This window comes from Pseudoalteromonas sp. S1608, from assembly GCF_005887265.1.
GTDB classification, from domain to species: Bacteria; Pseudomonadota; Gammaproteobacteria; order Enterobacterales; family Alteromonadaceae; genus Pseudoalteromonas; species Pseudoalteromonas undina.
Genome location: NZ_PNDK01000002.1, coordinates 106611 through 126863, shown reverse-complemented (window position 1 = coordinate 126863; position 20253 = coordinate 106611). Strand labels below are relative to the sequence as shown.

The following is a 20253-nucleotide window of genomic DNA, read 5'->3' as shown; positions in this document are numbered from 1 at the left end:
ACTAATCTCCTTATAAAACTTCGCTGGCTGATTCGGCTAAGATACGACGTGCAATAATCACGCGCATAATTTCGTTAGTACCTTCTAGAATTTGATGAACACGTACATCGCGTACGTGGCGTTCAAGTGGATATTCTTTTATGTAACCGTAGCCACCATGAATTTGCAGCGCATCGTTACACACAGTAAAACCAACATCGGTTGCAAAGCGTTTAGCCATAGCACAATAAGTAGTTTTTTCACTGTCGTTAGTATCAAGTTTAAACGCCGCGAGTCGTACCATTTGGCGCGCTGCTACAAGCTCGGTATTCATATCGGCAATTTTAAATTGTAGCGCTTGAAACGCAGCCAATGGTTTACCAAATTGGGTACGCTCTTTTAAATACTCACGTGCGGTATTAAGTGCCGCTTGTGCAGTACCAATAGAACAAGTGGCAATATTAATACGGCCGCCATCTAAGCCTTGCATGGCAAACTTAAAGCCTTCGCCCTCAGCGCCTAACAAGTTTGCTGCTGGAATTCGTACATCTTCAAAACTGATTAAGCGTGTTGGCTGGGCATTCCAACCCATTTTTTCTTCTGCTTTGCCGTACTCAATACCTTTGGCATCTGCTGGTACAACAAACGCTGAAATGCCACTTGGGCCATCTTCCCCAGTACGTGCCATTACAACTAAAATTTCTGTTTCACCGGCGCCTGAAATAAACATTTTTGAGCCGTTAATAACATACTCATCACCATCACGAACTGCTTTAGTTTTTAATGACGCAGCATCAGAGCCAGAGCCTGGCTCAGTTAAACAGTAAGAGGCTAACAATTCGCCCATTACCAATTGCTCAACGTATTTGTCTTTTACTGCATCGGTACCAAAGCTTGCGATCATCCAGGTTGCCATATTATGAATGGTCAGCATAGCTGTAGTTGCTGTACAACCCAGTGCAAGTTGCTCAAAAATGATGCTTGAATCTAAACGAGATAAACCTAAGCCACCGGCTTCTTCTGGTGTGTATAAGCCACAAAAACCAAGCTCACCAGCGGCTTTAATGGTGTCTTTTGGGAAAATATGTTCGCGATCCCACTTAGCGGCATGTGGTGCTAGTTCAGATTCTGCGAATTGACGCGCCGTTTGCGCAAAAGCTTGTTGATCTTCAGATAAGTTAAAGTCCATGGTAGACCTCTTGTTGTGTTTTGTTTGTTGTCGGTGCATCCCATCAAGGGAGTTATTAGTGAGGAGCGACAACACTGTGTGTTGTGCCCCTCTTTTTTATTAATTATGCGGTTAAAATGTTACTTAAGATTAATACTCATATTTGGGCCTGAAGCGATATCATCTTCAAACCAGCGTGAGGTAATGGTTTTAGTTTCTGTGTAAAAACGAATACCTTGTTTACCATACGTGTGAGTATCACCGTAGAATGAGCCTTTCCAACCCGTGAACGAGAAAAATGGTAAAGGCACAGGAATTGGCACATTAATCCCCACTTGACCCACTTCAATTTCGTGTTGGAATTTACGTGCAACCGCACCACTTGAGGTAAATAGTGAAGTACCATTGCCGTAAGGGCTTTCGTTAATAAGCGCAATGGCTTCTTCAAGGGTATCAACAAACATACACGCCAATACTGGGCCAAAAATCTCTTCTTTGTACAAGTTCATATCTTTGGTTACATCAGTAAATAACGTAGGACCTACCCAGTTACCTTGCTCGTAACCTTCAACGGTAAAATCAGAGCCATCAATTAAACAGGTAGCGCCTTGTGCTTTACCATCGGCAATCAGTGATAAAATACGTGCTTTTGCAGCAGGCGATGTTTGTGGGCCATAAGCCGCGTCTGCATCATCCCAAACACCTGGGCGTACACCTTCAAAGCCTGCTTTAATTTCATCAACCCAGTCTTTTGCTTGACCAACAAATACCGCCACAGAAATACCCATACAGCGCTGACCTGCCGCACCTACAGAGGCACCCACAAGGTTATTAACAACATGCGATTTACTCGCATCAGGCATAATTACCATGTGGTTTTTAGCGCCAACACACGCTTGAACACGTTTTAAGTTTTGTGTGCCTTTAGAGTAAATATAGGCACCTACACCACATGAACCCACAAATGAAATAGCACGAACAGCTTTGTCTTCTAATAAGCGGTCTACTTGTGGTTTAGTACCGTGCACAACTTGTAACACACCTTTTGGTGCACCAGCTTCAATAAATAGCTCAGCTAAGCGCATAGGAGTAAGTGGATCTTGCTCAGACGGTTTTAAAATAAAGGTGTTACCACACACAATTGCCAGTGGGAACATCCACAATGGGATCATTGCCGGAAAGTTAAATGGCGTAATACCTGCACACACACCCAGTGGTTGCATGTAAGAATACGTATCGATTTTGCGCGCAACGTTTTCCATGGTTTCACCCATCATTAACGACGGCGCATTAGCAGCTTGTTCAACTACCTCAATACCACGCCACACATCACCTTTTGCATCTTCAAACGTTTTGCCTAGCTCATGACAAATAATAGTGGCTAGTTCATCATGGTTTTCTTTTAATAGCGCCGCGTATTTCATCATAATGCGCGCACGCTCAGTAATAGGCACATCTTTCCATGTTTTAAATGTTTCGCTTGCTGATGCAATCGCCGCATCCATCTCTGCGTCTGTAGCGCATGGCACTTGCGCGAGCACTTCTTGATTAGCTGGGTTTACAACATCAATTAATTCATTTGACGTTGACTGAACGAACTCGCCGTTAATTAATAAGGGTACTTGGTGCATAATAAATCCTATTGAGTCAATTTAATTGCCGCAGCGCTGTGATTGTTATAGTTGCTGCGGCTTTGTTATCAGTTAAAGTGCTTCGACTGCCATAGCAACGGCTTCACCGCCACCTATACACAAAGACGCAACGCCTTTTTTGAGGCCTCGGTTTTTAAGCGCATGAATAAGCGTTACTAAAATACGTGCGCCACTAGCACCAATTGGGTGGCCTAGTGCACACGCACCACCATTGACGTTTACTTTGCTTTCATCAAGCTTTAATTCGTTAATAGCCAGCATGGTGACCATGGCAAACGCTTCATTAATTTCCCATAAATCAACATCGGCGGTTGTCCAGCCAGCTTTTTCAAGAACGCTGTTCATTGCGCCCACTGGGGCTACGGTAAATTCACTTGGTTTTTGAGAATGAGTGCTATGAGCAACAATTCTACAAAGTGGTGTTAAACCCTCAGCTTTTGCTTTTGATTCGCTCATTAGTATTAGCGCAGCACCACCATCTGAAATAGACGATGAATTAGCGGCAGTAATAGTGCCGTCTTTTTTAAATGCAGCTCTTAAGCTTGGAATTTTTTCAGGTCGTGCGTTGCCAGGTTGCTCATCAATTGAAACAGTGACATCGCCTTTACGCGTTTTAATAGTGTGCGGAGTAATTTCGCTATCAAACCACCCATTGTCTATGGCTGCGTTTGCTTTACTTAATGAACCCAGTGCAAACGTATCCATTTGCTCACGACCAATACCATATTCATCGGCTGTGTCTTGAGCAAAGCATCCCATTGCTTTATTGTCGTAGGCGTCTTCTAGGCCATCACTCATCATGTGATCTTTAATTTCGCCATGTCCCATACGCATACCGCCACGGGCTTTAGGAATAAAGTAAGGTGCATTGGTCATGCTTTCCATACCACCAGCGATTGCTGATTCAATAGAACCTGCTTTAATAAGGTCATTCGCTAACATCGCTGCTTTTAATCCAGAGCCACATACTTTATTAATAGTGGTAGCGCCGGTGCTTAGTGCAAGCCCCGCTTTAAGCATTGCTTGACGCGCAGGTGCTTGGCCTAAACCGGCTGGCAATACGCAGCCCATAATTACTTCATCAATTGCATCATTGCTTAAACCCGTTTGAGCAAGTGCACCTGCAATGGCCGTAGCACCTAATTCGGTAGACTGCGCATCGCTTAGTGCGCCCATAAATCCACCCATTGGGGTGCGTTTTGCTGCTACAATTACAACGCTTTCGAAAGACATAAAAGGCTCCATTTTCAATTAACGCAAACATGTTTTATTATGTTTAGCTTAATGTTTAAACTAATCTGATAAATACGAGCATACATAAAATTTACGTTTACGCCAACGTAAATCTAAAATCAACTTTCTAATTAGTGTAAAAACTGTAAAGTTAGCTTGCTAAAAATTTATTACATACTGTCTAACTGGCTTATAACGTTTATAAACACTCAACTTCTGCTGCATTTCCGCTTTTATTTTATACGTCTAAAGTATAACAACCAGATCGCACTTTACCTTTACGTAAACTTCACTTATATTGGAGTTATTCGAATGAGGTAAACATTACAATGAAATCAGATAATCAAACAAACTTTGCAAATTCAGCCAACGAGCCGGCTAAAAACGAACAAACTTTTAGCATTAGTGAATTGGCTAAAGAATTTGATATTACCACCCGCTCTATCCGTTTTTACGAAGACCAAGGGTTAATATCACCAGAGCGCAATGGTCAAACACGTATTTACTCAAAGCGCGACAAGGTACGCCTTAAGCTAATACTGCGCGGTAAACGTTTAGGTTTCACCTTAGCTGAAACAGGTCGTTTGTTTGAACTGTATGATGCTGATAAATCAAGTGCAAAACAGTTAGTTACTATGCTTGACCTTATCAGTGAGAAAAAAGCCGATCTTTCACAACAGATGGATGACATTAAAGTGGTTCTTATGGAACTGGTCACCGCTGAACGTCGCTGTCGCGACACGCTTAGCAAAATAGATGAATAAAATATAACAACGTCATCAACACACAGGAATTAATCATGAGCACTATTTCACTATATAAAGAAATGAACTTTGGCCTTGGCGAAACTGCAGATATGATCCGCAGTCACGTAAACAGCTTTGCCAGTCAAGAAATTGCCCCACTAGCTGAAAAAACTGACCTTGATAATGCGTTCCCCAATGAACTTTGGCCGCAAATGGGTGAAATGGGCGTGCTTGGCATGACCGTGGATGAAGAGTTTGGTGGTGCTGGCTTAGGCTATTTAGAGCACGTTATTGCCATGGAAGAAATTAGCCGTGCAAGTGCCTCTATTGGTTTAAGTTACGGTGCGCATTCTAACCTGTGTGTTAATCAAATAAACCGTAATGGTTCACAAGCACAAAAAGAAAAATACTTACCTAAACTAATTAGCGGCGAGCACATTGGTGCACTGGCGATGAGTGAGCCTAACGCGGGCTCTGATGTTGTTTCTATGAAACTTAAAGCAGAGAAAAAAGGCGATAAATACATTTTAAACGGTAATAAAATGTGGATCACTAATGGCCCTGACGCTGATACGTTGGTAATTTATGCAAAAACAGATTTAAACGCCGGCGCTAAAGGGATTACAGCCTTTATTGTAGAAAAAACTTTCCCTGGTTTTTCAACCGCACAAAAGCTCGACAAACTCGGCATGCGTGGCTCAAATACCTGTGAATTGGTATTTGAAAACTGTGAAGTACCTGAAGAAAATATTTTAGGTAACTTAAACGAAGGCGTTAAGGTACTTATGAGTGGCCTTGATTATGAGCGTGTTGTTTTAGCGGCTGGCCCACTTGGCATAATGCAAGCGTGTATGGATATTGTGGTGCCTTACATCCATGAGCGTAAGCAATTTGACAGCCCTATTGGTCAATTTCAGTTAATACAAGGCAAAATTGCTGATATGTATACACAAATGAACGCAGCTCGCTCATATGTGTACACAGTAGCAAAAGCATGTGATCGCGGCGAAACCACCCGTAAAGACGCTGCTGGCGCAATTTTATATGCCGCTGAGCTTGCAACTAAAATGGCATTAGACGCAATTCAAATTTTAGGCGGTAATGGTTATATAAATGAATACGCAACAGGTCGCTTGCTGCGTGATGCGAAATTATATGAAATTGGTGCCGGCACCTCAGAAATACGCCGTATGTTAATTGGTCGCGAATTATTCACTGAAAGCCGCTAAGGATTAGTTATGACGATTTTAAAATCGAGCGTTAATCCGCATGATCCAAATTTTGTGCAAAATCACAACAACATGTCGGCGCTAGTGGATGATTTACGCAGTAAAGCAGCAACAATACGTTTAGGCGGCGGCGCTGCTTTAAAAGAGCGCCATGAAGGCCGTGGTAAATTGTTTGTCCGTGACCGTATTACCACTTTGCTAGATGAAGGCTCGCCATTTTTAGAAATATCGCAATTTGCTGCCTTTGGCGTTTATGAACAAGATATTCCTTGTGCCGGTGTGGTTGCAGGTATTGGTCGCGTTAAAGGCGTTGAATGTATGGTGATTGCTAATGATGCGACAGTAAAAGGCGGCACCTATTTCCCGCTGACTGTTAAAAAGCATTTACGCGCTCAAGACATCGCCGAACGTTGTCATTTACCGTGTATTTATTTAGTTGACTCAGGTGGCGCAAACTTACCTGAGCAAGACGACGTATTCCCTGACAAACTGCATTTTGGTCGTATTTTTTATAATCAAGCGCGTATGTCGGGTAAAGGCATTCCACAAATTGCTGTGGTTATGGGGTTATGTACTGCAGGTGGTGCGTATGTTCCTGCTATGGCCGATGAAAGTATTATTGTAAAAGAGCAAGGCACTATCTTTTTAGCTGGTCCGCCGCTGGTAAAAGCTGCCACCGGTGAAGTAGTTACTGCAGAAGAGCTTGGTGGCGCCGATGTACACTGTAAAACATCAGGTGTGGCCGATCATTACGCAGAAAATGATGCTCATGCCTTGTCGATTGCTCGACAGTGTATTGAACGTATTAACTATTCGCGCCCTACCTCACCATTACTAGAAGAAGTAAAAGCCCCTCGTTATGATATTAACGAACTTTACGGCATTGTCGGTACTGATCTTAAAAAGCCTTTTGATGTGCGTGAAGTCATTGCGCGTACTGTTGATGATTCATCGTTTGATGAATTTAAACGCTACTTTGGTGAAACACTGGTAACAGGCTTTGCCAGCATTTATGGTCATCCCGTAGGCATAGTGGCCAACAATGGTATTTTATTTAGTGAGTCTGCGCAAAAAGGCGCACACTTTATTCAATTATGCGCTCAGCGCAACATTCCACTGGTATTTTTACAAAACATCACTGGCTTTATGGTCGGTAAAAAATACGAGTCTGAAGGCATTGCTAAACACGGCGCTAAAATGGTGATGGCGGTATCGTGTGCTGATGTACCCAAATTTACTATTTTAATCGGTGGCTCATACGGTGCAGGTAACTATGGTATGTGTGGTCGCGCGTTTGAACCGACCATGATGTGGATGTGGCCGAATGCCCGTATTTCAGTTATGGGTGGCGAGCAAGCCGCTGGTGTGATGGCGCAAGTAAAACAAGATGGTTTAGCCCGCAAAGGCGAAAGCATGAGCGAACAACAAATTAACGATTTTAAAAAGCCAATCATCGATCAATATGAACAGCAAGGTCATCCTTATTATGCCAGTGCCCGTTTGTGGGATGATGGCATTATTGACCCTGCTGATACACGCAATGTTCTTGGGCTTGCACTTAGCGCAGCTAAAAATGCTCCTGAGCGTGAATCAAAATTTGGCGTATTTAGAATGTAATGGGAGCTTAAAATGTCAGTAACACTACAAATAACAAAATCTAATGTGGCTGTACTTGTTTTAAGTCGCCCAGAAAAACGCAATGCCTTTAATAGCGACGTTATCCATGAGCTTATTCAATGTATTGAACATGCTAATACGCTCGATATTCGTGCCCTTGTATTAAAAACTGAAGGTAAACACTTTTCAGCCGGTGCCGATTTAGCCTGGATGAAATCGATGGCAGATAACAACTATAACGATAATTTGGCCGATTCGATGCAGCTGGCTAAGCTAATGCAAGTATTAGCACAAAGCCCACACCCTACTATTTGTGCGGTACAAGGCGCAGCATTTGGTGGCGCATTGGGCTTAATTGCTTGCTGTGATATTGCGCTCAGTAAAGACGACGCCCAATTTTGTTTAAGTGAAGTTAAATTAGGTTTAATTCCTGCTGTTATAAGCCCTTATGTAATAAAAGCTATTGGTGAACGCGCTGCTCGTCGTTACTTTTTAACGGCTGAAGTATTTGATGCGCATACGGCTAAACAGCTGGGGCTAGTTCACCAAATTACAGGGAATTTAGACTGTGCACTGGATAACCTATTACAAACGCTGATAGATAATGGCCCGGTAGCGGTTAAAGCAGCTAAAGCGCTAATTAATGATGTGGCAAACAAAGAAATCGATAACGAAATAATTGCGCTCACTGCAGAACGTATAGCCAAAATTCGTGTATCAGACGAAGGTCAAGAAGGTCTAACTGCCTTTTTTGAAAAACGCCCTCCCCAATGGCAACTCTAGGACGCATTATGAACACAGTACACTTACAAAAAATTCTGATTGCTAATCGCGGAGAGATTGCTTGTCGTATTATGCGAACAGCAAAGCAAATGGGCTTGACCACGGTTGCGGTTTATTCAGATGCAGATAAAAACGCTCAACATGTGAAAATGGCGGATGAAGCCTACCATATTGGTGCAGCGCCGAGTAAAGACTCATACCTAGTTGCAGATAAAATACTTAACGTTGCCAAAATGAGTGGCGCCGATTGCATTCATCCTGGTTATGGATTTTTATCTGAAAACAGCGAATTTGCTAATGTTTGTGAAGCCAATAACATTGCCTTTATTGGGCCACCAGCAAGTAGCATAGAAGCTATGGGCTCTAAAACCCGTGCAAAAGAAATTATGGCAGCCGCTAATGTTCCTTTGGTGCCAGGTTATTATGGCGATAAACAAGACCCTAGCTTTTTACAAGCTGAGGCTGAAAAAATTGGCTACCCTGTGCTTATCAAAGCGGCCTTTGGTGGCGGTGGTAAGGGCATGCGTATAGTTTCAAAAGCCAGTGAGTTTATAAGCGCATTAGAAGGTGCTAAACGTGAAGCTACTGCCGGTTTTGGTAATGATCTGGTTTTGCTTGAGCGTTATGTTGACCAACCACGCCATGTTGAAGTGCAAGTATTTGCTGATAACTATGGCAACTGTGTGTATTTAGGTGATCGTGATTGTTCATTGCAGCGTCGGCATCAAAAAGTGATTGAAGAAGCGCCTGCCCCCGGTTTATCAGACTCATTGCGAAAAGAAATGGGCGAAGCCGCGGTAAGATGTGCCCTAGCAATTGACTACCGAGGCGCTGGCACTGTGGAATTTTTACTCTGTGGTGATGAGTTCTTTTTCATGGAAATGAATACTCGCTTGCAAGTAGAGCACCCAGTGAGTGAAATGGTCACCGGCGTTGATTTAGTTAATTGGCAAATTAATGTAGCCAGTGGTTTAGCGTTACCTTTAGCGCAAGCAGATATTCAGCTACAAGGCCACAGCTTTGAAGCACGTATTTACGCTGAAGATCCAAGTAATGACTTTATTCCGTGCTCTGGCACTATTGAGGCACTATATACGCCCGCTAACAGTGAATATGTTCGTATTGATACTGGTATTGCCCAAGGTGATGAAATAAGCCCGTATTACGATCCAATGATTGCCAAACTGATTGTTCATGATGATAACCGCGACCAAGCACTTTCCCGTTTACAACAAGCATTAACACAATTTCATTTAGCCGGATTTAGCACTAATATCAGCTTTTTATATAATTTAGCGATTCATCCACGCTTTAAACAAGGTGCTCCAAGCACCCACTTTATTGCAGAGCAAGGTGAAGCGTTAGTTACTATTGACCCGTCTTTATTACAAACTAGCCGCTTAATTGCAGGTTTTGCGTATTTAGCATCACTTGGTAGTAATACAAGTAGTGCAAATCCATGGCAACAATTACATGGGTTTAGTTTAAATGCGCCGCAACAAGTTAACATTCCATTTAGCGATACCCCCTTAAACGCAATAAAAACCGCGCAGGGCTATAGCATGACCATTAATGACAACACCTTTGAAGTGCAAGGTGAGTTAACTAATGGCTACTGCAACGTATCGATTAATGGCGCTAAACACACTGCGCATGTTAGCCACGTTGATAATGCCATTACTGTAATGAACCAAGCACTGCAAACTAAGTTTGAATGTGTTGATAAACATTTCATAAGCTCACATGAAAATGAGGCATTACCCCTTGCTGCGCCACTTAATGGTACTGTAGTTAAACACTTGTTAGAGGTGGGAAGCACTATTACTAAAGGCGATGCAGTGGTTATAATTGAAGCAATGAAAATGGAATACACGCTTAATGCCCCACATGATGGCGTATTAAAAAGTTACTGTTTTGCTGAGGGTGAACTGGTAAGCCATGGCGCTTTACTGGCCATAGTCGAAGACACAACTGCAGAGGAACCCGCTTAATATGAGTTCATTATTACCTAAAGCAGTGCGCATTGTTGAAGTGGGCGCCAGAGATGGACTTCAAAATGAAGCCGCTGTAGAAACTGCTGATAAAATAACGCTTATTAACGCACTCGCCGCTGCAGGCATAAAAGACATAGAAGCTGGTGCGTTTGTCTCACCTAAATGGGTGCCACAAATGGCAGACTCTAGTGAAGTAATAAGCGCACTTAATTTACCTGAGGTTAATCTCAGTGCCCTTACCCCTAATTTAAAAGGGGCAGAGGCAGCTCATGCTGTAGGTATTAAAGAATTTGCAATATTTACCGCAGCGAGCGAAGCATTTTGCCAAAAAAATATTAACTGCTCTATTGAGCAAAGTTTGGCGCGTTTTAGTGAAGTTATGGCTTTTGCAAAGGCGCATAACATTCGCGTGCGCGGTTATGTAAGTTGTGTGTTAGGTTGCCCGTATGAGGGAGATGTTGACCCTCATACTGTACTGGCTGTTGCTGCTAAACTCTTAAAAATGGGATGTTATGAAATTAGCCTAGGTGACACCATAGGTGTTGGCACACCCGCTAAAGTAATAGAGCTACTTACATTGCTACTTAAACATATTGATAAATCTAAACTTGCTGTACATTTTCATGACACATACGGGCAAGCGCTCACAAATATTTACGCTGCTCTAAACCTTGGTATAGCAACGGTTGACAGTGCTGTTGCCGGCCTTGGTGGCTGCCCATATGCCAAAGGCGCGTCAGGAAATGTTGCCACCGAAGATGTTGTATACTTACTGCAAGGACTTGGCATTGAGCATGGAATTGATTTACAAAGGCTTGCTGAGGCAGGTTGGCAAATTACGAGTGCACTGAACAAACAACCTGCTAGCAAGGTTTCTGCAGCATTACACGCACAATAATTAAATAGCACAGAATGAGGAGTCACTCATGGCCGGTTTTGATAAAGTAGTTTCTAGTTATGAAGCTGCAATGGAAGGTTTAAAAGACGGCGATACAATAATAGCCGGTGGTTTTGGCTTATGTGGTATCCCTGAGGGTCTAATTGCCCAAATTAAAAAAATGCAAACTAAAGAATTAACCGTTGTTTCCAATAACTGTGGTGTTGATGACTTTGGTTTAGGGCTGTTACTGCACGACAAGCAAATTAAAAAAGTGGTCGCCTCATACGTTGGCGAAAATGCCTTGTTTGAACAGCAGCTACTCAGTGGCGAGATTGATGTAGAACTTACGCCACAAGGTACTCTTGCTGAAAAAATGCGTGCTGGTGGTGCAGGAATACCTGCTTTTTACACAGCCACAGGTTATGGCACACCGGTTGCTGAGAGTAAAGAAGTAAAAGAGTTTAATGGTCGTCCATATATTTTAGAAGAATCAATTACCGGTGAATTCGCTATTGTAAAAGCATGGAAAGCGGATCGCTACGGCAACTTAGTATTTCGTCATACAGCCATGAACTTCAATCCAATGGCGGCTACTGCGGGTAAAATTACCGTTGCAGAAGTAGAGGAAATTGTTGAACCAGGCGAACTTGAGCCAAGCCAAATACATACGCCAGGAATTTTTGTTAACCGCGTTATAAAAGGTAACTTTGAAAAACGCATTGAACGTGTTACCACACGAGATTAAGCAGGAGCACTAACAATGGCATTATCACGTGAACAAGTCGCAATGCGCGTAGCTCAAGAGTTACAAGATGGGTTTTATGTTAATTTGGGCATTGGTATTCCGACACTCGTCGCAAACTATGTACCCGATGGCATAGAAGTTATGCTACAGTCCGAAAATGGTCTTTTAGGCATGGGCGAATACCCTACTAAAGCCACTGTTGATGCGGATATGATCAACGCGGGTAAAGAAACCGTGACGGCAGCTACCGGTGCAGCTATATTTAATAGTGCAGATAGTTTTGCCATGATACGGGGTGGTCATGTAGACTTAACCGTTCTGGGCGCGTTTGAGGTAGACCAAAACGGTTCTATAGCCTCATGGATGATCCCTAAAAAATTAATTAAAGGCATGGGCGGAGCGATGGATTTAGTCGCAGGTGCAAAAAACATTATTGTTACCATGACCCATGCCAGTAAACACGGCGACTCTAAGTTATTAGAAAGCTGTACGTTACCGCTAACGGGCGTTAACTGTGTTAAAAAAATAGTTACTGATTTAGCCGTTCTAGAAGTAAAAGACGGCGCATTTCATTTACTAGAACGCGCACCAGGCGTATCAGTTGATGAAATTATTAGCAAAACGGCAGGTAAATTGCTTGTTAATGGTGATATTCCTGAGATGGTGTTTTAAACCACTCATAATTTCACTCTGTACCGACCTCATTCCCAGTGCCAATGGCGCTGAGTTACCCAAAATCCCTCGTAAGAGGGATTTTTTTTGTCTATATTTTAGTTTTTGCACTATAGTGACAATTTAACGCACCACTTAGGTGAATTCGACCTAATAAAATAAATAAATTGCTGATATAGTTAGTTTTTATTTTTGGTTTAATTATTGCCTATTACTAGGCGATTGAAATAACTTTATACTGGATACCATGCAAACACCTATTCGCGGCCTTCGCTCTTTTTGTTTTGCCGCAAAAAGCTTAAGTTTTAAACATGCTGCTAAAGAGCTTTACTTAACGCCCTCGGCTGTAAGCCACCAAATTAAACAGCTAGAAGAGCAGCTAGGCATTGATTTATTTCAAAGACAAACTCGCTCTATTAGTTTAACGCCTGCAGGTAAAAACTTTTTTGAAGCAATTTATCCAATTATAAATATGCTAGAGAGCACCATTAATGAATTTAGTCAGTTACAACAAAATGTAAACTTAACCATTACCCTGCCCGAATTTTTTGCCAGTGAATTGTTAATGCCTAAGCTCAGTGAATGGACCAGCGAGCACCCTAATATTAATTTACACATGGATACCCTTAAAACTCGAAAGGAATTAACCCGCCAGAGTGATTTATCAATAATTTTATCTTCAAGTAAACCACTTGATGGACTGGCTACCGAGTTATTTAATTTAGAATATATTCCAGCGTGTAATAAAAAACTGCTTGAACAATGGCAAAACGATCATTGTCAGGCACTTAACCAAGTACCCCTTATTGTGCATAAAGCAAGGCCTTGGGCTTGGCATCAGTGGGCAGAAAAAGTTGGGATTGATGACTTTTCACCAACACAAATTATTCAAATAGATAGTATGTTTGGTGTAGCAAGGGCGGCGCAGCAAGGAATGGGGATTGCACTTATTCCTCTACCAATTAGCCAAAGCTGGCTGGATGAGCAATGGCTCTATAAACTGTTTGAACAACCCCTTACCACCAAAGATAAATACTACTTGGTACAACACGGCTCTAGTACAGCAAACCACCCGCTCGACTTGTTTGCCAAGTGGGTAATTAACACCTTCAGACAAACAAAGTGACTATTAATTAAACGCCCTTTTATGGGCGTTTTATTATTTACGACCTTTTTAAAATATTTTTTTCGTGTCTCACGTAAACCTCAAAAAATAAAATATAACCAGCATTATCAACCACTTGAGCAACTGCTTGTTGACTGAGTTTATAGATTAGTTTTTTTCACTTATTAGTTTTGTTTTTATCGCTTGTCGAAATTGAGTAAAAGCTCTAAAGTTAACTCAACAAATCAGCAACGACCAAAAATAATAAAACGCGTTACTGAAACCAAATTTAATTAGTTTGTAACAACAAGCTAGTAAAAAAGAATCTTTATTGTGTGTGAAGATGTTGTCAGTGTAAAAAACAGCTCAAGTTCGGTGGTGACTTAGCTTGGGTTGTTTTTATTTTACGCTTACACCCGCCAATAAATATAAGAATCTTTATTGTGTGTGAAGATGTTGTCAGTGTAAAAAGCAACTCAAGTTCGGTGGTGACTGAGCTTGAGTTGTTTTTATTTACATTCACATCAGCAACAATAATTCAGCATTAGTTATTACTAATACAACCCCCCGAATCTTTATTGTGTGTGAAGATGTTGTCAATTGAAATGCAGCGACCTTTTTTAAGTATCGCTGCTTTTTTTTGCTTAAAATTTGCCTATTTGCTAATTAGCTTAAACATCATCTGATCTGTTTATTTCATCGCGAGCAACAAATTCTAATACAGTAGCATTAATACAATATCTATCTTGACCATTTGGCCCTTCACCCGGGAATAAATGCCCTAAATGAATCCCGGTACTTTTAGATTTAAGCTCAATACGTTGCATGCCCCAACTGTTATCTTCATGCTGCGTTACGCTGTCTTTTACAGGGTGTGTAAACGACAACCAGCCAGTACCCGAATTAAATCTGTCACGGGTATCAAACAAGGGTTCACCACTGAGTTTATCGATAAAAATGCCATCGGGGGTGTTTTTAAAAATAGCGTACTCTTTGCAATACGGGCTGTCGGTTTTAGCGTTAAACGCTACTTTATAAGCTTCACTGTCACCGAGTTTAAATGCACCTAGCGCTTTATAAAACAGCTCGGCATCCATATAACCTTGGCGAGAATACACTTCTACTCCATCTTCTAAAAATAGTATGGTGGGTGTAGCCCAGGTAGCCGATTTGATGGTTAAGCCATTTAGCTGATCAGCATGACGAAATGTCATTGGTATTGTGCCTTTATAGTCATTAGCTACCGCCGCTTTAAATTTTTCACAGTAAGGGCAGTAATCGCGAGAGTCTAAAATAACAATTTGTTTGCCAGTGGACAATGCAGTGTTATCAACCTGCTGCTTTTCATCTTGACTAAAAACAACGCCGGTTGAATGATCTGGGCAATAACCGTTTGGATTTTTTTCAAGGTAATTTTGGTGATATTCTTCAGCAGAATAAAATTGCTCTAGTGGCTTAATTTGTGTAGCTATTGTTCCATAACCTGCTTTGGTGAGTAACTGCTGGTATTGCTGTGTTACAGCAATCGCGGTGTTTGCTTGCTCGTCACTTGTAGTTAAAATAATAGAGCGATATTGTGTGCCTACATCATTACCTTGGCGGTTTTTTTGAGTCGGATCGTGGCTTTCGTAATAATTTTGCAGCAGCTCTTTTGCCGAAATAATATTGCTATTAAATGTAACCTGCACCACTTCAGCGTAGTTATCTTCATCAAAGCGACGCGATAGCTTAGTTATATTCCTGTAGGTTGGTTTAAACCCATGCCCATCGGCATAGCCCGACTCTGCATCGAGTACCCCATTAAGTGCTTCATAGCGTTTTTCTGCCCCCCAAAAACAACCCGAGCCAAGCACTAGCTTTTCTACATGCATGGTGGCATTTAAATCACTGGATTTAGTTACCTCATCTGACGAGATAGCGCTCATCGTACTTAGTAATCCCAACATAGCAAATGTAGCTAATATTAACCCCTTAAACATACGATTACCTCTTAGTTTTAGTTACTTTTAAGCAGACCTGTAAACTCAACAATTAATTTCACACACAACAAAACTTTACGAATGAGGGAGTTTATTCGATCCGAGCTTGTCTATTAATATCGTAATAGTACAACGACTGTGATAGCTTAAATGTAATTAATATTAATGAGTTATCGATATGAGCATGATTCCTAGTATAAAAATTTTAACGAACTCTAGCCTGCTTTTTGATGTTTCTCACTACAGCGAACCACACATACTTGCAACGCAAAAAAAGCTTTGGGCACTCGCCCAACACTGTAAAAACAGCAATGAATTTATCGATTTGGTACCAGCTATGAACTCGTTAACTTTGTATTTAAAGTCCTCAGAAATGCTTAATAAATGGTACAACACCTTAGCTAAGTTATGGGAGGAAGTAGATGATTACCCGTTTGATAGCCAGCACCACCAAATTAATACCTACTACCAAGGTGAAGATTTAGATTATGTAGCTAACTATCATCAACTCACAATTGATGAAGTGATTAACTTACATAGTAAAGAGTTATATCACGTTCTATTTTTAGGCTTTGTTCCCGGTTTTCCTTATTTACATGGGCTCAACTCACGGTTATTTACCCCAAGGCGCGATAATCCGCGAGTGAGTGTACCTAAAGGCGCAATTGCCATTGGAGCAGACCAAACAGGTATTTACCCTGAAGATTCGCCAGGTGGTTGGCATATTATAGCTCACACTGATGCCTGCTTATTTGATTCTAAAGCGGCTAATCCTTGCTTATTTAAACCTGGCGATACCATAGAGTTTGTGCCTGTAAAAGGAGTAAGCAATGATTAAAGTAATCAAGAGCGGTATTCAACTAACAATCCAAGATTTAGGCCGTGTGGGTTTTCGACATTTAGGGGTAAGCCGCTCAGGCAGCCTTGATACCTATGCACACATTATTGCGAACCGTTTATTAAATAACACCGACAACGCTACCGTGCTGGAATTAACCGTGGGTTTATGCGAACTGCAATTTCAGTGTGATACCGTTATTGCCCTTCATGGAGCCGACCTCAAAGCAACCCTTGATGGACACCCACTTTATCCAGGCTGGAGTTACCCAATAAAAGCAATGCAAACACTTAAATTTGCAACTGGCCGTGGTGGCTCCCGTGCTTATATTGCAGTAAAAGGCGGTATTGAATGCCCAGAGGTTATGGGTTCTAAATCTACCGATTTAGGGGCAGCCATTGGAGGCTTTAATGGCCGTGCACTGCAAAGCGGCGACGTGCTAGCCATAAGTCCTTATACTAAACCTTGGTTAAGTAATAAGGGCGCCCTTACCCCACCTAAACGTAATATTATCCGTTTACATGTTGGTCCTCATTATGAGCTACTAACACCCGAGTGCATTAATGCTTTTTGTGATACCGCATTTACTATTAATCCAAATAGTAATCGTATGGGGGTGCGCTTAGATCATAAAAATGCTGATATTATGCAACATAAACTTTCATTGCCCTCTGTAGCCGTAGCACCTGGGAGCATACAGCTTCCACCTGATGGCAATCCTATAGTGTTATTAAATGACGGGCAAACAACGGGGGGTTATCCTTTAATAGCGCATGTGATAGAAGCCGACTTACATCAGTTTGCACAATTTAGAACTGCCGATCCAATCACCTTTGAATTTGTATCACTTGAGCAAGCAAATGCTGCAAAAAATAAGCTCGATGCTCACCTAGCACAACTTAAGCTGAGTTTAAGCCGCTACTGGGATTAATTAATAGTGCACTCACGCTCACTCACTGAGTAAGTCAACCGCTATTTATTTAGTTTTCGCTTTGCACTTTCTTGGTGCAAGGCAAACTAATTGTTGAAATTTAATTTAACTTTAATGTAATTTTAAATTAAAAATTGCACATTGCATTTTAATCTCCTTGCCAATATCACCACATTGGTGCAGCGCCAATTTATTTGGTGCATAAATTATTCTTATTATTTTAAAAAAGCCATGTGACTTAGGTATTTATTTCTGATAAAACAAGGTTAGTCTTTAGCAAACTCGCTATCGTAGGCACTTAATAGGAATGAGGAAAAATTATGTGTTCAATATTCGGCGTACTCAATATTAAATCGGATCCCAGCCAGTTACGCGCTCAGGCAATCGAAATGTCCAAACTGCTTCGCCACCGCGGGCCTGATTGGTCAGGGGTGTATTCATCAGACAAAGCAATTTTAGTGCACGAACGCTTAGCAATAGTTGGCGTATCAAGCGGTGCGCAACCATTATACAACCCAGAAAAAACGCATATTTTAGCGGTAAATGGCGAAATTTATAACCACAAAGAGCTTGCCGCTAATTTAGAAGTCGAGTTTGATTTTCAAACCCAGTCAGATTGTGAAGTTATTTTAGCCCTGTATAAACAAAAAGGGCCTGCATTTTTAGATGACTTAAATGGTATTTTTGCCTTTTGTTTATATGATGAAGAGCAAGACGCTTACCTAATTGGTCGCGACCACATTGGTATTATTCCGCTGTATACAGGCCACGACGAGCATGGCAACTTTTATGTAGCATCAGAGCTAAAAGCGCTTTCACCTATTTGTAAACATATTGAGGAGTTCCCACCGGGGCATTACCTTTACAGCAAAGACGGTAAATTAACACCTTACTACCAACGTGATTGGCAAAGCTACGACGCAGTTAAGAACAACGATGCCAAGGCAGAAAATGTAAAAGATGCTCTAGAAGCCGCGGTAAAACGCCAACTAATGTGTGACGTACCCTACGGTGTATTACTATCTGGTGGATTAGATTCGTCGGTTATTTCAGCTATTACTCAACATTTTGCCGCAAAACGTATTGAAGACAACGATGAAAGTGATGCTTGGTGGCCTAAACTGCATTCGTTTTCAGTGGGTTTAGAAGGCTCACCCGATTTAGCTGCAGCGCAAAAAGTGGCTGATATGATAGGCACTATTCACCACCCTATTATTTTTACTATTCAACAAGGTATTGATGCTCTTAAAGAAGTGATTTATCACATTGAAACCTATGATGTAACTACTATTCGTGCCTCAACCCCTATGTACTTAATGGCACGCCAAATCAAAGCTATGGGCATTAAAATGGTGCTTTCAGGTGAAGGAGCCGATGAATTATTTGGTGGTTATTTATATTTTCATAAAGCACCCAATGCACAAGAGTTTCATGAAGAGCTAAACCGTAAAGTATCAAAACTGCATATGTTTGATTGTTTACGTGCTAATAAATCAATGGCTGCCTGGGGTGTTGAAGCACGCGTGCCATTTTTAGATAAAGAGTTCGTTGATGTGGCCATGCGCATCAACCCAGAAGCTAAAATGTGTAAAGACGGAAAAATTGAAAAACATATTTTGCGTGCTGGCTTCGATGGCTACCTACCAGACGAAGTGTTATGGCGTCAAAAAGAACAATTCTCTGATGGTGTTGGCTACAGCTGGATTGATACTTTAAAAGAGTATGTGAATGAGCAAGTAACGGATCAAGAACTAGCGAATGCTAAATTTAAATACCCAATTAACACGCCAGATTCAAAAGAAGCGTATTTTTACCGCCGTATTTTTGAATCGCACTTCCCGGGCGATGCCTCTGCTAACTGTGTACCACATGGTAAATCAGTAGCATGTTCAACCCCCGAAGCACTGGCGTGGGATGCATCATTTCAAAACAATGCGGATCCATCTGGACGCGCCGCAGGCGTCCACAATGAAGCATATAAAAAATAGTTACCCCCCTATCTACGCTGCAGGTTAAAAACTGCAGCTTTTCTTCGCTGTCTTTGTTAATAATTTCTTGAAAATTTTATTCCACTAAAAGAAGTGAATGAGAAATCAAAACCATTCAATTTAATCATTTATGTTTAATCACTGTTGTTTGTCACTTCTTTACAAGCGCAGCGTTTCTTTGCCATTTTTATAAATTAAATCTCAAAGGTGAGATAAACCTTTGACCAATTTAGTTTAAACAGTAAGATTTAGTCGCTTTTTATAAAAACTATTTTAATCTCGCTTTTTCATTAACCTCATGAAAAATAGCTATCTAGCTCATTACCCCAAATCATAAAAACATAGTTAAAATGTCATTAAAAAATCATTTAATAAATTAATAGTGATTTTAAAACGCTGAGTTAGTTTTTACGTATTCAATAGCGTTTTTTAGTTATTTACTTGTCTGATTAAGCCGAATATTCATTCACTTAGCTTTGCATTCAATGCTATATACGACTATAAAATAATTAGCTGACACATTAGTTATCATTTGTTCAGCTGCCAGATATGTACAATAAAAAGACAAAAGTAGCTTAAAGTTTTGCCAAAGTGTTAAATCTTTTGCATTTAATATTTAATTCCCCTATTAGTAAAGGTATGATGGGCAATTAAATTAGTTAGTCTTCTAACTATTCGTGTTATTAGCTTTAGTTATAAATCTAATAAGACGAA

At 41.1% G+C, this 20253-nt stretch carries 16 protein-coding genes; 12 read left to right on the top strand and 4 right to left on the bottom strand.

Translation table 11 applies throughout. The features are described 5' to 3' along the window. Window positions 1–10: 10 nt before the first annotated feature. The 3 genes from CWB75_RS00865 to CWB75_RS00855 form a co-directional block, all read right to left on the bottom strand. Window positions 11–1168 carry an acyl-CoA dehydrogenase family protein gene (locus tag CWB75_RS00865; protein WP_138569628.1) on the bottom strand — a complete coding sequence of 386 codons (1158 nt, stop codon included), beginning with the start codon at window positions 1166–1168 and terminating at the stop codon, window positions 11–13. A gap of 119 nt (window positions 1169–1287) precedes the next feature. After that, complete coding sequence (locus CWB75_RS00860; RefSeq protein ID WP_055012220.1) at window positions 1288–2778, bottom strand: CoA-acylating methylmalonate-semialdehyde dehydrogenase; 1491 nt, start codon at window positions 2776–2778, stop codon at window positions 1288–1290. Between the two features lie 72 nt (window positions 2779–2850). Beyond that, window positions 2851–4032 (bottom strand): thiolase family protein, encoded by a 1182-nt coding sequence (locus CWB75_RS00855; protein WP_055012221.1) that lies wholly within the window; start codon window positions 4030–4032, stop codon window positions 2851–2853. A gap of 329 nt (window positions 4033–4361) precedes the next feature. Here CWB75_RS00855 and CWB75_RS00850 point away from each other — a divergent pair, with 329 nt between their 5' ends. From CWB75_RS00850 to CWB75_RS00810, 9 genes are all read left to right on the top strand, one after another. Next, entirely contained in the window at window positions 4362–4796 is a 435-nt protein-coding gene (locus CWB75_RS00850; protein ID WP_008114692.1) for a MerR family transcriptional regulator, read from the top strand. A gap of 35 nt (window positions 4797–4831) precedes the next feature. Continuing rightward, a complete protein-coding gene (locus CWB75_RS00845; RefSeq protein ID WP_008114693.1) occupies window positions 4832–6007 on the top strand; it encodes an isovaleryl-CoA dehydrogenase in 1176 nt (391 codons plus the stop codon). 9 nt (window positions 6008–6016) lie between these two features. Beyond that, complete coding sequence (locus CWB75_RS00840) at window positions 6017–7624, top strand: carboxyl transferase domain-containing protein (RefSeq protein ID WP_138569627.1); 1608 nt, start codon at window positions 6017–6019, stop codon at window positions 7622–7624. A 12-nt stretch (window positions 7625–7636) separates the two neighbouring features. Continuing rightward, entirely contained in the window at window positions 7637–8407 is a 771-nt protein-coding gene (locus tag CWB75_RS00835) for an enoyl-CoA hydratase/isomerase family protein (protein ID WP_010389950.1), read from the top strand. 8 nt (window positions 8408–8415) lie between these two features. Then, on the top strand, window positions 8416–10398 hold the full coding sequence (locus CWB75_RS00830) for an acetyl/propionyl/methylcrotonyl-CoA carboxylase subunit alpha (protein WP_076919548.1): 1983 nt from the start codon (window positions 8416–8418) through the stop codon (window positions 10396–10398). Window position 10399: 1 nt separating this feature from the next. Further along, a complete protein-coding gene (locus CWB75_RS00825) occupies window positions 10400–11299 on the top strand; it encodes a hydroxymethylglutaryl-CoA lyase (protein WP_131691010.1) in 900 nt (299 codons plus the stop codon). Between the two features lie 28 nt (window positions 11300–11327). Continuing rightward, window positions 11328–12026 (top strand): CoA transferase subunit A, encoded by a 699-nt coding sequence (locus CWB75_RS00820; protein WP_138569626.1) that lies wholly within the window; start codon window positions 11328–11330, stop codon window positions 12024–12026. Between the two features lie 15 nt (window positions 12027–12041). Continuing rightward, window positions 12042–12698 (top strand): 3-oxoacid CoA-transferase subunit B, encoded by a 657-nt coding sequence (locus CWB75_RS00815; RefSeq protein WP_008114705.1) that lies wholly within the window; start codon window positions 12042–12044, stop codon window positions 12696–12698. A gap of 247 nt (window positions 12699–12945) precedes the next feature. Further along, window positions 12946–13824 (top strand): LysR family transcriptional regulator, encoded by an 879-nt coding sequence (locus CWB75_RS00810; protein ID WP_010389946.1) that lies wholly within the window; start codon window positions 12946–12948, stop codon window positions 13822–13824. 650 nt (window positions 13825–14474) lie between these two features. Here the strand turns inward: CWB75_RS00810 and msrA are convergent. Then, window positions 14475–15782: a peptide-methionine (S)-S-oxide reductase MsrA gene (msrA, locus tag CWB75_RS00805; RefSeq protein WP_138569625.1), complete on the bottom strand. Its 1308-nt coding sequence runs from the start codon at window positions 15780–15782 to the stop codon at window positions 14475–14477. 178 nt (window positions 15783–15960) lie between these two features. On the opposite strand from msrA, the gene pxpB reads away from it, so the two are divergent. The 3 genes from pxpB (at window position 15961) to asnB (ending at window position 19539) form a co-directional block, all read left to right on the top strand. Next, window positions 15961–16620, top strand: coding sequence for a 5-oxoprolinase subunit PxpB (pxpB, locus tag CWB75_RS00800; protein ID WP_138569624.1), 660 nt, complete (start codon window positions 15961–15963; stop codon window positions 16618–16620). Further along, window positions 16613–17551 carry a 5-oxoprolinase subunit C family protein gene (locus CWB75_RS00795; RefSeq protein WP_138569623.1) on the top strand — a complete coding sequence of 313 codons (939 nt, stop codon included), beginning with the start codon at window positions 16613–16615 and terminating at the stop codon, window positions 17549–17551. Before pxpB ends, CWB75_RS00795 begins: the two co-directional genes overlap by 8 nt. A gap of 320 nt (window positions 17552–17871) precedes the next feature. Continuing rightward, window positions 17872–19539, top strand: a complete 1668-nt coding sequence (gene asnB / locus CWB75_RS00790) for an asparagine synthase B (RefSeq protein ID WP_138569622.1) — start codon at window positions 17872–17874, stop codon at window positions 19537–19539. The last annotated feature ends 714 nt before the right edge of the window (window positions 19540–20253 follow it).

Bases quoted from the DNA above. Each gene is read 5' to 3' on its own strand.
- CWB75_RS00865 (WP_138569628.1), bottom strand. From the start codon at position 1,168: ATGGACTTTAACTTATCTGAAGATCAACAAGCTTTTGCGCAAACGGCG.
- CWB75_RS00860 (WP_055012220.1), bottom strand. From the start codon at position 2,778: ATGCACCAAGTACCCTTATTAATTAACGGCGAGTTCGTTCAGTCAACG.
- CWB75_RS00855 (WP_055012221.1), bottom strand. From the start codon at position 4,032: ATGTCTTTCGAAAGCGTTGTAATTGTAGCAGCAAAACGCACCCCAATG.
- CWB75_RS00850 (WP_008114692.1), top strand. From the start codon at position 4,362: ATGAAATCAGATAATCAAACAAACTTTGCAAATTCAGCCAACGAGCCG.
- CWB75_RS00845 (WP_008114693.1), top strand. From the start codon at position 4,832: ATGAGCACTATTTCACTATATAAAGAAATGAACTTTGGCCTTGGCGAA.
- CWB75_RS00840 (WP_138569627.1), top strand. From the start codon at position 6,017: ATGACGATTTTAAAATCGAGCGTTAATCCGCATGATCCAAATTTTGTG.
- CWB75_RS00835 (WP_010389950.1), top strand. From the start codon at position 7,637: ATGTCAGTAACACTACAAATAACAAAATCTAATGTGGCTGTACTTGTT.
- CWB75_RS00830 (WP_076919548.1), top strand. From the start codon at position 8,416: ATGAACACAGTACACTTACAAAAAATTCTGATTGCTAATCGCGGAGAG.
- CWB75_RS00825 (WP_131691010.1), top strand. From the start codon at position 10,400: ATGAGTTCATTATTACCTAAAGCAGTGCGCATTGTTGAAGTGGGCGCC.
- CWB75_RS00820 (WP_138569626.1), top strand. From the start codon at position 11,328: ATGGCCGGTTTTGATAAAGTAGTTTCTAGTTATGAAGCTGCAATGGAA.
- CWB75_RS00815 (WP_008114705.1), top strand. From the start codon at position 12,042: ATGGCATTATCACGTGAACAAGTCGCAATGCGCGTAGCTCAAGAGTTA.
- CWB75_RS00810 (WP_010389946.1), top strand. From the start codon at position 12,946: ATGCAAACACCTATTCGCGGCCTTCGCTCTTTTTGTTTTGCCGCAAAA.
- msrA (WP_138569625.1), bottom strand. From the start codon at position 15,782: ATGTTTAAGGGGTTAATATTAGCTACATTTGCTATGTTGGGATTACTA.
- pxpB (WP_138569624.1), top strand. From the start codon at position 15,961: ATGAGCATGATTCCTAGTATAAAAATTTTAACGAACTCTAGCCTGCTT.
- CWB75_RS00795 (WP_138569623.1), top strand. From the start codon at position 16,613: ATGATTAAAGTAATCAAGAGCGGTATTCAACTAACAATCCAAGATTTA.
- asnB (WP_138569622.1), top strand. From the start codon at position 17,872: ATGTGTTCAATATTCGGCGTACTCAATATTAAATCGGATCCCAGCCAG.